11 protein-coding genes are annotated in these 13,214 nt (G+C 60.0%); 2 read left to right on the top strand and 9 right to left on the bottom strand.

The features are described from left to right. Positions 1-202: 202 nt before the first annotated feature. Positions 203-778, bottom strand: a complete 576-nt coding sequence (locus tag ACX80X_RS20535; protein WP_459313197.1) for an NADPH-dependent F420 reductase — start codon at positions 776-778, stop codon at positions 203-205. Positions 779-908: 130 nt separating this feature from the next. Between ACX80X_RS20535 and ACX80X_RS20530 the strand changes: the two genes are divergently transcribed. Continuing rightward, positions 909-2,000: an IS630 family transposase gene (locus ACX80X_RS20530; RefSeq protein WP_459313195.1), complete on the top strand. Its 1,092-nt coding sequence runs from the start codon at positions 909-911 to the stop codon at positions 1,998-2,000. A 19-nt stretch (positions 2,001-2,019) separates the two neighbouring features. Here the strand turns inward: ACX80X_RS20530 and ACX80X_RS20525 are convergent, their stop codons facing one another. The 8 genes from ACX80X_RS20525 to ACX80X_RS20490 all read right to left on the bottom strand — a co-directional run bounded on the left by ACX80X_RS20525 (position 2,020) and on the right by ACX80X_RS20490 (position 12,034). Continuing rightward, positions 2,020-2,358, bottom strand: coding sequence for a hypothetical protein (locus ACX80X_RS20525; protein ID WP_459313193.1), 339 nt, complete (start codon positions 2,356-2,358; stop codon positions 2,020-2,022). A gap of 226 nt (positions 2,359-2,584) precedes the next feature. After that, a complete protein-coding gene (locus ACX80X_RS20520) occupies positions 2,585-2,767 on the bottom strand; it encodes a hypothetical protein (protein ID WP_459313191.1) in 183 nt (60 codons plus the stop codon). Positions 2,768-2,941: 174 nt separating this feature from the next. Further along, complete coding sequence (locus tag ACX80X_RS20515; RefSeq protein ID WP_459313199.1) at positions 2,942-5,182, bottom strand: beta-glucosidase family protein; 2,241 nt, start codon at positions 5,180-5,182, stop codon at positions 2,942-2,944. 152 nt (positions 5,183-5,334) lie between these two features. After that, the gene (locus ACX80X_RS20510; protein ID WP_459313189.1) at positions 5,335-6,828 is read right to left on the bottom strand and encodes a carboxylesterase/lipase family protein; all 1,494 of its coding nucleotides are present in this window, start codon (positions 6,826-6,828) and stop codon (positions 5,335-5,337) included. Then, on the bottom strand, positions 6,825-7,682 hold the full coding sequence (locus tag ACX80X_RS20505; RefSeq protein WP_459313187.1) for an ATP-binding cassette domain-containing protein: 858 nt from the start codon (positions 7,680-7,682) through the stop codon (positions 6,825-6,827). The genes ACX80X_RS20510 and ACX80X_RS20505 overlap by 4 nt, the downstream gene beginning before the upstream one ends. Beyond that, complete coding sequence (locus ACX80X_RS20500; RefSeq protein WP_459313185.1) at positions 7,679-9,502, bottom strand: dipeptide/oligopeptide/nickel ABC transporter permease/ATP-binding protein; 1,824 nt, start codon at positions 9,500-9,502, stop codon at positions 7,679-7,681. The genes ACX80X_RS20505 and ACX80X_RS20500 overlap by 4 nt, the downstream gene beginning before the upstream one ends. After that, a complete protein-coding gene (locus tag ACX80X_RS20495) occupies positions 9,499-10,440 on the bottom strand; it encodes an ABC transporter permease (RefSeq protein ID WP_459313183.1) in 942 nt (313 codons plus the stop codon). The genes ACX80X_RS20500 and ACX80X_RS20495 overlap by 4 nt, the downstream gene beginning before the upstream one ends. A gap of 58 nt (positions 10,441-10,498) precedes the next feature. Further along, positions 10,499-12,034 (bottom strand): ABC transporter substrate-binding protein, encoded by a 1,536-nt coding sequence (locus tag ACX80X_RS20490; RefSeq protein WP_459313181.1) that lies wholly within the window; start codon positions 12,032-12,034, stop codon positions 10,499-10,501. Between the two features lie 342 nt (positions 12,035-12,376). Between ACX80X_RS20490 and ACX80X_RS20485 the strand changes: the two genes are divergently transcribed. Further along, complete coding sequence (locus ACX80X_RS20485) at positions 12,377-13,009, top strand: TetR/AcrR family transcriptional regulator (RefSeq protein ID WP_459313179.1); 633 nt, start codon at positions 12,377-12,379, stop codon at positions 13,007-13,009. Positions 13,010-13,214: the final 205 nt, after the last annotated feature.

Raw genomic sequence — 13,214 nt, 5'->3', positions numbered from 1 at the left:
CTGAAGACGTGGGTGTAGAAGCGCTCGGCCCGGTCAAGGTCGGTGACGAATAGTACGGCGTGGTTCAGCCGGACGGGGGAGACTGGCATCGGAGGTAATTCTTTCTCTGTTTGGGGCCATGAGCGTGCCTCGGGAGCCGGCCAGAATGAAGGCGGGGCGGCTCCCGGTGATGCGATGCTGCGGGGTTGGGCTGACCGTCGGGTCAGGCCTGGACGGCGAATCCTCCAGTCCAAGAGATCTTCTCGCCGGCCGCGAGGGCGATCTGAAGGAAGCCCTTTGCCTCCAGCTCACGTGCCCGTCGCAGTGAGCCGGCATCAATGGCGCGCAGGCCGCCGGCAGTGATGACCTCCGCGAGCCGGGATTTCGCGTCGCCGTCGTCCCCGGCGATCAGCACAGTGGTGGGTTTCCCGGCGATCTCGCCCGCGGCCAGGGTGGCCGCGAAGGTGGTGTTGAATGCCTTCACCACGTGGGAGTTCGGTAGCGCGGCCTGGATCTCGGCAGCGGCCGAGGAATCAGCCGGCACGGTCAGGGAGTCGAAGGTTTCAAAGTTCAACGGGTTGGTGATGTCCACGATGATCTTGCCGGCGAGCTGGCCAGCACGCCGGGCCAGGATCTCCTGCACGGCGGGGTAGGGAACGGCCAGGACGACAATCTCACCGGTGACCGCCTGGGCAGTGTCCTCGCTGCCGAGGACCTGGACAGTGTTGCCGCCCTTTTCAACGATGCCGGCGATGGCCGTGCCCATGTTGCCCGTTCCGAGGATGCTTACAGTGGTCATAACGGTCTCCTTCGTTTCGAACCCAAAGCGGTCTTTAATAGTTGTTGCAACAACTATGCTTGAAGAAGAATGAGAACATGGAGACTAGTGTCTTGCGCCTGAAATTCGCTGCGTAATTATAGAATGGGGTATGGCGAACGTTGGACGGCCGAAGGCCCCTTTGGAACTGTCGGATGAAGAGCGGGAGACGCTGTCCCGGTGGGCGCGCAGGGCGAAATCGTCCCAGTCGCTGGCCACGCGCTCGAGGATCGTGCTGGGCAGCGCCGAGGGTCTGAGCAATGTTGAGGTGGGCGCCCGGTGCGGAGTGGAACCTCATACCGTGGCGAAGTGGCGGCGCCGTTTTCTGGAGCGCCGGCTGGACGGGCTGGTCGATGATCCCAGGCCCGGCCGACCTGCCAGTATCACCAGTGATCAGGTCGAGGATGTCGTGGTTGCGACGCTGGAATCGACGCCGAAGAACGCGACGCATTGGTCGAGGGCGAAGATGGCTGAGCGGTCGGGGCTGTCGAAGTCAACGATCGGGCGGATCTGGAAGGCGTTCGAGCTCAAGCCCCACCGCGCGGACGGGTTCAAGCTCTCCAATGATCCCTTGTTCGTGGAGAAGGTCTACGACGTGGTGGGACTCTACCTGAACCCGCCCGAATCCGCTGTGGTTCTCAGTGTGGATGAGAAGTCGCAGGTCCAGGCGCTGGCGCGGTCCCAGCCGGCCTTCCCGATGATGCCCGGCATGCCGGAGAAGCGCACCCACGACTACGTCCGGCACGGGACAACCACCTTGTTCGCGGCCCTGAACACCGCGGACGGTTCCGTGATCTCCAGCCTGCACCGCAAGCACCGGGCCGTCGAGTTCAGGAAGTTCCTGGCCAAGATCGACAGTCAGGTCCCCGAGGGCCTGGACGTGCACCTGATCTGCGACAACTACCAGACCCATAAGACACCCGTTGTGAAGACATGGCTGCAGAACCACCCACGGTTCCATATGCATTTCACGCCGACCTACTCATCCTGGCTGAACCAGGTCGAGGGGTTCTTCGGTTTCGTCACCGAGGACCTGCTGCGCCGCAGCGATCACCGCAGCGTCCAAGCGCTCGAGTCCGACATCCGCAAATGGGTCAGCGAATGGAACACCAACCCCACACCCTTCACCTGGACCAAGACGGCAGAACAGATCCTCGAATCCATAGGCCGACTTCTGAACCGAATTTCAGGCGCAGGACACTAGATGGATTACAAAGGACGAATTAGCTGCTTGGGTGCGGCTGTATACGGTGGTCGAGCTGCTGCCCAATGCGATTGACTCCCAGCTCCGTCGCGACGCGGACTTGACCAGCGTGCTCGTGGTCCAGACGGTGGCGGATGACGGCTTCGTTGTCGTCGCTCCGGCGCGTTTCCTTGGCCCGGCCCAGGAGGCGGTGCACCAGTTCCTCACCGTTGGCCAGGATCTCGTCGAGGTAGTCCACTTGCGCAGTCGCGCGTGGGGTAGCCGTCCGGCAGGAAGGCGTTTCGACGTCGGATTCACCCAGCCGGTTGCCCAACATCTTGTTGGTGACGCTGTCCGGAACGAACTCTTTGTCGTCCATATACTCCGTCGGCTCGACGCCGAGCAGGGTTCACCCTTCCCGTTGGCGCGGAAGATGTCGCCGGTGGAGATGGCCACAACTCCGCATCGTCCTGCGCCAGCTCGATCTCGTCGCCCCGGCGACCCGGATCCGCGCCCTGGAAGGAAACCACCGGCTCCACCAATGAGCGCAACTGTACTTCGAGGAATTATATTCCTGGGAATCTTTCTTGCACCAACATGGCTGTTCATTGCCGCCGGACAAATCCCTCCGGAACGTGAGGATGGGCCCGGACAATGTACCGGCCCAGCCCGATCCGGGTGATCAGGATGCCAATACCGTAGTGCACGGCAGCAGGGGAGACGGATTGGATGGCTTCTTCGAGTGTCGGTTCCACCTCTGCGAGCGTTTCCACATTGATTTCGACCATTCCTGGCGTAGGTCGTGGTCGCTGCAAAGCACCGACGCTGCCTTGTCTCGTAGCACTTTCGTTCATCGGGGACTCCCTAAATTGTTCCCGGGCCGTCGACGGCATGAGCCCCAACGGGCGACTCGGCGCCGTCAAGGGAGGGCCGCGACTAATCCCCGGTGCACTTTGGACGATTCAGTTCGACGCCGCGACAAGTTGCTCGATGTCATCGAGGTTGACCGGAAAACCGGGAAACTCCACAAGTGCCCTGAGCGGAAACGCGAGCACGCTCGCCCGACCGGTCTCGTCCTTGAGTAGATCTCCCATACGACCCCGGATGCCACCGCGTCCTTCGATAAGCCTGGCAAGGCGTGGACCGGCGTCGGTGTCGCTGTCCCATTCCCCAAACGTTGACCAGACAGTCAGGGGACGTGGCACCGGGTTGGCCGGGATATCTACAGACGCAGAGAGACGGATATCGCGAGAGGAGGATCCGACCTCGACTGTGCATGGACCGCCGTCGTACGTCCATTGCTGCACTTCGGTGCTGTAGTGTCCCAGTTCCTCGCGGGACACATCGAAGGAGAGACGCACGGTCTCTCCGGGTTGCAGGGTTACCTTTTGGAATGCCCGGAGTTCCCGCACGGGGGTGGAAAATGTGTTGTGGGGATCGCCGACGTAGAGCTGGACCACTTCAGCGCCAGCATATTTCCCAGTGTTGGTCACAGTGAGGGAAACGGTCACTGCAAGCGGAGAATCAGCCTCGCAGGCAGTGGTCTCCAGGTCGGAGTAATGGAACGTCGTGTAGGACAGGCCGTGCCCGAAAGGAAAGTCCACAATGATGTTGCGGGCATCGTAATACCTGTATCCGACATAGATTCCCTCGCCATAGGAGACATGCCCTTCCTCGCCTGGGAAATCAAGGAAGGAGGGAGTGTCCTCGAGGCGGACTGGAACCGTTTCGGCCAGCTTTCCCGACGGGTTGACGTCTCCGAACAGGACATCTACGACGGTCTCACCGTGGGCCTGCCCTGTGAGCCAGAACTCGATAATCGAGGAAGCTTTGTCCCGCCACCCGGCCGTAGTCACTGCTGAACCGTTGCTCAGAACGACAACGATGCGGTCATTGACCGCTGCAAGACGGTGCAGAAGGGCAATCTGGTTTGCGGGCAGCGAAATGTCGGCCCGGTCGCGGCCTTCCGATTCGAACGTGGGCGGAAGACCGAGGAACAGGACAACCGTTTCCGCTGTGGCCGCGACAGCCACTGCCTCCTGGACCATCTGCTCGTCGTCGACGCCGTCCAACCTGTAACCAGCGGAAAACAAGGGCTCTTGCCCGAATCGATCCGCCATCGCGTCGGTCGCTGAGACGACTCGGACCGGATTAACTGCTGAGCTTCCCGACCCTTGGTAGCGGGGTGTGCGGGCCAGCCCGCCGATCAGTACGACCTGCTCCATTGATGCTGGGCTCAGCGGCAATACGGCTTGATCGTTCTTCAGCAGTACAGCGGATTCAGCCGCAGCACGACGGGTGAGCTGGTGGTGTGCTTCCAGATCGACCTGTTCACCTCGGTCGGCCGTTTTTGTGCGTTCCGCCAGCAATTTTAGCCGTCTGAGCGTTCGGTCAAGTTCTTTATCGATTTTCCCGGAGTGGGCGGCCTCAAGGATGCGGGAGTCATCGGGCCTTCCGGGCATGCGAAGATCCAGTCCGGCCTTCAGGGACGCAACGGGGTCGTGCACCGCGCCCCAGTCGGAAACGACGACCCCATCGTAGTTCCACTCGTCCCTTAGGACATCCGTCAGCAACCAGGAGTGCTCTGATGCGAAGACCCCGTTGATGCGGTTGTACGAAGCCATGACGCCCCAGGGGTTGGCGTCGCGCAGTGCTATCTCGAAACCACGCAGATAGATTTCCCTGAGTGCGCGCGGTGTGACGTCCGCGCTCACACGCAGACGGTCCGTCTCCTGATTGTTGACTGCAAAGTGCTTCGCGCACGCGCCGACGCCTTGGTTCTGAATTCCCCTGATCATGGCCGCCGCCATCGTGCCCGTAAACATCGGATCTTCGGAGAAGTACTCGAAGTTTCGTCCGCACAAAGGGCTGCGCTTGATGTTCATCCCCGGCCCAAGAACCATGTCTACTCCCTTGGAGCGGGCCTCCCGGCCCAGTGCCGCTCCCACAGCCTCAACAAGGTGGGGATCCCAGGACGATGCGAGGGTCACTGCGGGCGGGAAGCAAGTTGATTCCTCGCTACGCCCAATCCCGAGGTGGTCTGGATTTTCGTCGTCCTGGACTCGGAGTCCATGGGGTCCATCTGCCAACCGGAGCGGCCGTAGGTCCGCTCCCGGTAGCCCATTTGTGTTCCAATAGTCCGCTCCGGTCGTTATGGCTGCGACTTGAACAGGTGCAGGGGTCGTATCTGATTTGTAGGTCACTGGATCTCCGGGCAGGTTAAAGGAGGCCCGCTCGTTGCAGGCCCGTGTTGGTCTATTGCGTGCCGACGGCGCCGGAAGTCGGCTGGTCGGCGATATGGTGTCAGCGCCGTGCCCAGAAAGGGTTCTGTGCAACTGGCGACAGGATTTTGTCCCTACGTGTGAACCGGAATATCGCCGCTGTTACGGATGCGTCGCGCTTCGCCAACGATCCGTGCACTTGCATAGCTGTCGGTTCGAGACGGGTCGATATCGAAGCCTTTGACGTGTGGGGTCATGCCAGCGGCCTTCGTCCAGCCGGGGTCGCCCGTCTGAGCGAAACGTACGAAAGCGCCATGTACGGTATCGGCGAGTTCCTGTGGCGGGTTAGGGCCAGTCACTCGGCTGACGTCCGGATTGTCCAAGACATCGAAGACAAAGGGTACGTCCAGGCAGTGTTCCGATACGCCGCTGACGGATGATTTCCAGGTGAAGTCGTAAGCCCATGTCGGAGAGTTGCCGCGAAGTGAGATCCACTGGGGGATGTGACGACGGAACATCATGTCGCTGACATCTCTCCCCACCACAGCCGCCGGTCTGTCCTCAACAGCGCATGAGGAGTAGGCGCTGGCGACGGCGCCGTCCACGCCCATGATTTTCAATGCTTCCGGGGAAGACAGTGCGCTGAAGCTCTCGGAATGTGCGACTAGCAGGCGACTGAATTCTTCTTGGGTGGCGCCAACCAGAAGGGGAATATCTTTCCCGCGCCCAGCGGCAAGGCCTTCTTCGACCGTACCTTCTACGAGATTGGCGTCGATCGTAGGTCCGAGGCGAAGCATCCCTTTGACTTCACTAAGTTGCCGCAACCATGCCACAGCATCTGCCGTCGGTACTGGTCCCCTCGACCAGTTTTGCGCTCGGATGAGTTCCTGTTCCGGCACCGAAGCGAATGCCCGTCTGTCGGCTGCAAGCCCTAGCCGTTCCGCGACACCGAGTGTGAAATCCTTTGCACGATCAAGTGGAATGTCGGCCGGGGCGCCCGATAAGGAGGCCGCCTTGTGGAAGAGACCTTGAGCGTGTCGATTTGTCAGCAGCGTCATCACGGCGCCGCCTCCTGCTGATTGACCAAAGAGCGTGACATTGCCCGGGTCGCCCCCAAAGGCGGCGATACTGTCGCGAACCCATTCAAGGGCGAGTATCCAGTCGAGCACGCCGCGATTCGTTGGAGCGTCGGGAAGCCAGCCGAAGCCATCGAAGCCCAGGCGGTATGAAATCGTAACTGTGACTACCCCGTCACGAGCGAAGGCACGGCCGTCGTACCAGGGGCTCGCTGGTGACCCCGCGACGTAGCCGCCGCCGTGAATCCAGACCATCACCGGATACGGCCTGCCCGCAGCACCACGGGCAGGGGTAAACACGTTTACGTTGAGGGTCGATTCTCCAGGGATGGAAGGTTCCGGGATGGTCGTAACCTCCGCCAGAGCCCTGCGTTGAGGTGTTGAGCCGAAGCGCGTTGCGTCCAGCACACCTTTCCAGGGGGCTTTGGGGACAGGAGCCTGAAAGCGATGTTTTCCATACGGCGGCTCTGCGTAGGGGATCCCCAGGAATGCGCCGGTGCCGTCGTTCCGCGTTGTTCCACGAACGAGTCCTACAGCTGTAGAGACGATCATGCCGTTTTTCCTTCGATCAGGTTCGCCTGCTCGGTGAGGAGTTTCCTGCGCGCGGCACGCCGTTTCGCTTGCTTGTCCGGATCGGGCACGGGCGCGGCGAGGAACAAACGTTGCGTGTAAGGGTGCTCGGGCCGGGCGGTGACTTGGTCTCCTTCCCCCGTCTCCACGATTTCGCCGCGGTACATGACAGCCACACGGTGGCTGATGTGCCGGACCACTGCAAGGTCGTGCGAAATGAACAGGTAAGCGACGCCCGTGAGCTCTTGGATCTCGATGAACAGGTCCAGTACACGGGCTTGCGTCGACAGATCAAGGGCGGAGACCGGCTCATCGCAAACAATAAGTTTGGGATCCAACGCCAGGGCACGGGCTATGGCGATCCTCTGGCGCTGCCCGCCGGAGAACTCGCGGGGCAGTCTGGACTGCGCATCGGCAGGCAGCCCCACGCGGTCCAGAAGTTCGCGAATGCGCCCCTTCGCTGCAGCGGCCGGGAGGCCCGCAGCGGTCAAGGGTTCGGCCAGGATCTGGTCGATCGTTAGGGCAGGGTTGAGCGATGAGTAAGGGTCTTGGAATACGACCTGTATCTCGCTGCTCAGCTTGCGGCGATCCCGTTTCCGGAGGTGGCTGATGTCGCGGCCGCTGTAGCGTATTGAACCTCCTGTGACAGGTGCAAGTCCCAGCACCGCCCGGCCGAGCGTGGTCTTGCCGGATCCGGATTCCCCAACTAGGCCCACCGTCTCGCCTGGCTTGATACCGAGAGAGACGCTGCTGAGGGCTCGGAAGGGTGCCGCTCTCAGCCGCTTAGTTGGGTATGCGACGACGAGGTCTTCGACCTCGAGGAGCGTATTGTTCATGACCGTCCTCCGATGGGCATGGCGGCCAGGGGCGGCCGGGCGGGACCTTCGTCCAGTATGGCGCTGAGCAGTGACCGGGTGTAGGGGTGGCTGGGGTGGTTGAGGATGGTCCGTACCGGTCCCTGCTCAACGAAAACTCCGTTTTGCATTACAGTGACGCGATCGCACAGATCCGCCACGACTCCAAAGTTGTGAGTTACAAGGAGCATGGCCATGCCGCGTTCCTGCTGCAGGTCGCGCAGGAGATCGAGGACCTCGGCTTGAACTGTGACGTCTAGTGCGGTGGTTGGCTCATCGGCAATGATGAGGTCGGGGTCGGTAGATACAGCTCCGGCGATAAGCACCCGCTGGGCCATTCCGCCAGACACTTCAAAGGGATAAGCGTCAAAAGTGCGCTTGGGGTTTGGAATACCGACTCGTTCCAACAGTGAAAGCGCCTTCTCTGTGGCTTCCTTCTTGCTCAGCCCCAGGTTGAGCCGGAGGGGTTGGACCAGCTGAAAGCCAATCTTGAAGGAGGGGTCAAGGTTCGCCATGGGTTCCTGCGGGATATATCCGATTCGCCGTCCACGGATGTCGCTGTAGACACGTTCTGATGCGCCGTGAAGGGGGGTACCTTCATAATCGATGGTGCCGCCGGTGACGCGGCCACCCGCGGGAAGCAGGCCCAAAACAGAGAAGGCGGTCTGTGTCTTTCCTGACCCCGATTCACCGATAAGACCGTGGATTTCGCCCTTACGCACCTCAAGGGTGACACCCCTGACAACCTCGACCGTCGCGCCGTCCGGCTGGTCGTAACCGACACGCAAGTCCTGAACAGTCAACAAGGAAGCAGCGGGCTTCTTCTCGGTGAACGGATCATCGGGGTGGACGATCGTCTCGTGGCCTGTATTGGACTGCTCTGATGCTGCAGTCTTGGAACGTCGGGCGGCGGATTTCGTCGGGCGGCGGCGGCTGGTGACCGTCCGCTCCAGTTCATCACGCATGGCATTGGCCAGCAGAGTCAAGGCGACACAGGTAAGAGAAATCGCGAGTGATGGCCACAGCATGAGCATTGGAGCCTTGTAGATGTTGGTGAATGCATCATTGAGCATCTGCCCCCAAGTGGGGACCGAGGCATCTCCCAATCCGAGGAACTCAAGACCGGACTGAATTGCGATAGCTATGCCGGCGATAATCGCGGATTGGATGATGATAGGTGCGCGGATGACAGATGGAATATGCCGGCTGATGATGCGGAAGTCGCTAAGTCCGGACACCCGGGCAGCATCGATGTAGAGCTCATGCCGGATAGCTGTGACAGCGGCGTAGACAAGCCGGAAGTAGGCAGGTGACAACAGGATTCCGAAAACCATCATCGCCAGCCAAACCGACGGTCCTAGCACTGCCCGGGCAGCCAGCAGAACTACCATAGCTGGCAGTGCCATCACGAGCGAAGTGACCCACGATGCGACAGCGTCGAACCATCCGCTGTAATAGCCCGCCACAAGCCCGGCAATCACCCCAATCAGCAGGGCAGCAATCAGTGCGACGAGAGCTGACGCGATGCTTACCTGAGTTGCGGCCAGTAGCCGGGACAGAACATCGCGCCCGGCGCTGTCCGCACCGAGCGGATGTGATGCGCTCGAGGGGGACAGTACAAGGTCAAGCGCTGCCTTGTTTGGGTCCTGTGGAGCAATCCATGGCCCGATGACGGCGATAAGTGCGACGAAGGCCAGAAACATAAGGGCTGCAAGTCCGACGGGACGGCGCCGCAATCTCCGCAGCAGCGATGCGCGGACCTGTGGTGTTGGCAGTGCTTGGGGGAGGTTGATGATGGTCATGACAGTCGGACCTTCGGGTTGAGTGCGGCTTGGGCCAGATCGATGACGAGGTTGACAATGACTACGATGATGGCGGCCGTAATGACCACTCCCATGACTACGGGAATGTCACCCAGAGTCGTTGCCTGTATTGTCAGTTGGCCTATGCCGGGCAGTGCGAATACCTGTTCAATAACGACAGACCCGCCAAGAAGTCCGACAAACTGCAACGCCAGGACGGCAAGGGCCGGTCCTCCGGCGTTGCGAAGAACATGTTGATAGATGACCCGGTTGATGCCGATTCCGCGGGCGCGCAGGGTCCGGACATAATCCCGGGACATTCCATCGACTACCGCACTGCGGATCTGCTGGGACACACTGGCAGTTGCTGCTAACGAGAGCGCCACAATGGGCAGGGTTACCGACGCGAGCCACCCGTCCAGGGACCTGGTAATCGGAACAAATCCAGTCGCTTTGAACCAGTGCAGATTGATTGCGAAGACGACCACTAGGAAGAGTGCTATGAGGAAATTTGGAATCGCGAAGCCTATGACCGAAACGAACTGCACGAGACCGTCGACCCAACCTCCCCGCCGTGCTGCCAAAACTCCCAAGAGAATGGAGACGATCGCGGATAACACGATCGCCCCGATGACCAGGGATACTGTAACGGACAACCGGTTGGATACGCTCGCCGTAACCATTTCCCCGTTGAACCAAGACCGGCCAAGATTGCCTCCGAGGGCCGAGCTTAGCCAATCCCAGAACTGGACGGCCAAGGGCCGGTCTATGCCGAGTTCCTGGACCTTCTTGGCCACGGTCTCCGCGGGTGCGTTCTCACCCAGAATGCGTCGAGCAATGTCTCCGCCGCCCAAATACAGCAGCGTGAACGCAACTATTGAAATCGTAAAAACCAGAATCACGCCAGAAATCACGCGGCGAATGATGAATCCAAGCATATTTTTTGTTCCTGAGAGTTGGGGAGCGTCCCCCTGTTGGCAGGGGGACGCCGTGCCATTACTGCTTCGGTTCGAAGTCGTAAATGGCGGGGAAAACGTTGGAAGACAGCATTTTCACGGAGGTGCCTGCATCCGTTGCAAAGCTGTTGTTTGGGCGGTACCAAGGAGCGAACCAGGCCTGCTCCACGATGTACTTGTTCAGATCCTTGGCTGCCGTTTGCCGCGCACTTTCATCGCCCACCTGGACCTGCTTTACCAACTCGTCAACCTTGGCGTCCGCATATTTGAAGGGGTTCCAGACGGCCGTAGGAGAGATCATGAACTGGATCAGTTGCCAGTCTGACTGCTGTTCAAGGCCGATCCACGCCGCCGGATGCTTCGGGGCGAGGATGTCTGAAACAAAATTACTGGCGGCGTCCGTGAACTCGACCTTGATGCCGACATCTGCCAACTGCTGGCCAATCAATGTCCACGTCGTTGCACCCACGCTGGCTGTTGTCGGTATGGTCAGGGTAAACCCGTCCGGGTATCCGGCTTCGGCCAGAAGCTGCCTCGCCTTCTGGGGATCAAAGGAGTACCGGTTGTCCAAGTCAGCGTCGAAGGCCGCGGAGCGCTTCGGGAACACTTGCTCGGTTACGGTGCCGTTGTTGAATTGGAGGGCCTTGAGGAGGGCCTTGCGATCGAACGCATGGTTAATGGCCTGCCTGACACGAACGTCGCCAAGTGCCTTATTCGATGTGCCCGCACGGTCAAGCAGCAACATGCCGAACACGTTCATCTCGTTCTGGTTTACCGTCCAGCCCGCGCCTTTGACCTCTTCGAGGTTGTTGTTGTTGAGGAGGCGTACACCATTCACCTCTCCTGACTTGATGGCATTGAGCGCTGCCGTTGCGTCGGCCATCACCTTAATGACCAGTTTGTCGTAGTGCTGGACGCTTGGGTTCCAGTACGTCGAGTTTTTGGCGTAGACGTAACTCGTGCCAATGACTGTTTCCTTGGTATCCAGGATGTAGGGCCCGGAACCAATCGGATTCGTGGCCAAGCTCTGGGGGTCCTTCGAGATGGCATCACCGCTGGCGATCAGACCGGGGTCGCGGGCCAGGTAGTTCAACATGGCAGGGTCGGGCGACGACAGGCGAAGCACAACGGTCCTGTCATCGGGAGTTTCGATACTCTGGATCCTTTTCAGGAAGGACGCGTCGGGCGACGTTCCCTTCTGGAAACGCTCAAGGTTTATCTTGACGACGGCGGACGTGAGCTTGCTTCCGTCGCTGAACGTAACGTCGTTCCTAAGGTTCAAGGTCAACGCCGTAGCGTCTGCGTTGTAGGACCACTTCTCTGCGAGGAATGGCTCAATTTTTCCATCTGTCGTAATGCGCAGAAGGGTGTCGTAGGCCGCCTGGTAGTAAGGCGAGATTACGGCCCAGCCGGAGCCGGCGGCGTCGAGTGTTGTGGGGGCGAGCGTGTTGGCCAGCGTCAGCGTACCCCCAGTACTCCCGGAGCTACTGCTTGATTCCGGGTTCTGGCCAGAGCATCCGGTTAGTGCGAGAGCGGCAATGGCCAGGGCCGCCGAGGCGGTCTTCCATCGGAACATCTTTGGTCCTTCTTTAGTGGGTGATACCTCTGTGGATCACCGCGTGGATTGATGATACACACGAAAACTTACAGGTGTACATATTTTCAAGTAACCTATTTCGTAAGAACGTTCTTTCGCATGGAGCAGGCCCGCTCAAGCGTCACCGGCATGGGGGATGAACAAGGTCGACCTCACTTCGCAGAGACCGACTAGGTTGAAGCTCCTGTTCGCCCAGAGTTGAGCAGGGCTCAGCCGCACGCTCTTTCTGGGAATTGGCCGGCCGCGGCCGCGATGAGGGGCGGGAGGTGCGGTCAGGGCCTGCGATTTGTGGGACCGTCCGAATGATGGGATGTTGGTGCAATGCTGGACACAACCACCAAGAAGGGTGGAACGCGGGGACCCTACGCCAAAAGCGAGTGGCGGCGTGCGCAAATACTGCAGGCCGCTTTCGATGCCTTCGCGACTGTGGGCTATCGAAATGCAAGCATGCTGCAGATGGCCGCCGACTGCGGAGTGAGCCGCACAGCTCTCCTGCACTACTTCCCCACAAAGGAAGCCCTGCTGGAAGCCGTACTCGAAGAAAGAGACCGCAAGGATGACGAACTCTTTTTCGCAGGCGCGCCGGAGGAAAGCTCTGATGGGATCGAGTACTTCAGCCGGCTTATTAGAGTCATAGAGCATAACGCGCGAAACCCAGGGATCGTAAGCCTGTTCGCTGTCTTGTCTACAGAGGCTTCGGATACCGGGCACCCTGCACATGACTATTTTGTGGCGCGCTATGAGAGAGCCCTCAAAAGAACCAAAGCTGCCCTCCGAAATCTGGCTGGTCGCTCGCTGATAAGGCCGCACATCGAATTGGAAGGCCTGGAAACGGATATCATTGCGCTAGTCGACGGACTCCAAGTCCAGTGGCTTCTGATGCCAACCCAGTTGGACATGGCTGCTCGCCTCAGGGCAAGACTTCGAGAGTTGACCACAGCGGAAATACCTTAGGAAGTGGACAACCGCGGCTCGCAGGCAATCGCTGGTGAGTCGGCGGGCGGCGTTTTGGGACACACTTTCGTGTTTGTCAGGACTTGCCTGCGGCTGGGAACCGCCTAGTACTACAGTCGCGTTTATGGGGTGTGTCCGCGGGCTTTGTAATGACTATGTCGTGCGCGGTGTTGGTGTTTTCGTCTCCAGGTTGAGTGTTCCAGGA

It is taken from the genome of Pseudarthrobacter sp. MDT3-1 (assembly GCF_054510755.1).
This window is presented reverse-complemented; position numbering and strand designations above follow the sequence as displayed.

Coding starts and splice junctions, on each gene's coding strand:
- ACX80X_RS20535 (WP_459313197.1), bottom strand. CDS start 778: ATGACCACTGTAAGCATCCTCGGAACGGGCAACATGGGCACGGCCATC.
- ACX80X_RS20530 (WP_459313195.1), top strand. CDS start 909: ATGGCGAACGTTGGACGGCCGAAGGCCCCTTTGGAACTGTCGGATGAA.
- ACX80X_RS20525 (WP_459313193.1), bottom strand. CDS start 2,358: ATGGACGACAAAGAGTTCGTTCCGGACAGCGTCACCAACAAGATGTTG.
- ACX80X_RS20520 (WP_459313191.1), bottom strand. CDS start 2,767: ATGGTCGAAATCAATGTGGAAACGCTCGCAGAGGTGGAACCGACACTC.
- ACX80X_RS20510 (WP_459313189.1), bottom strand. CDS start 6,828: ATGATCGTCTCTACAGCTGTAGGACTCGTTCGTGGAACAACGCGGAAC.
- ACX80X_RS20505 (WP_459313187.1), bottom strand. CDS start 7,682: ATGAACAATACGCTCCTCGAGGTCGAAGACCTCGTCGTCGCATACCCA.
- ACX80X_RS20500 (WP_459313185.1), bottom strand. CDS start 9,502: ATGACCATCATCAACCTCCCCCAAGCACTGCCAACACCACAGGTCCGC.
- ACX80X_RS20495 (WP_459313183.1), bottom strand. CDS start 10,440: ATGCTTGGATTCATCATTCGCCGCGTGATTTCTGGCGTGATTCTGGTT.
- ACX80X_RS20490 (WP_459313181.1), bottom strand. CDS start 12,034: ATGTTCCGATGGAAGACCGCCTCGGCGGCCCTGGCCATTGCCGCTCTC.
- ACX80X_RS20485 (WP_459313179.1), top strand. CDS start 12,377: ATGCTGGACACAACCACCAAGAAGGGTGGAACGCGGGGACCCTACGCC.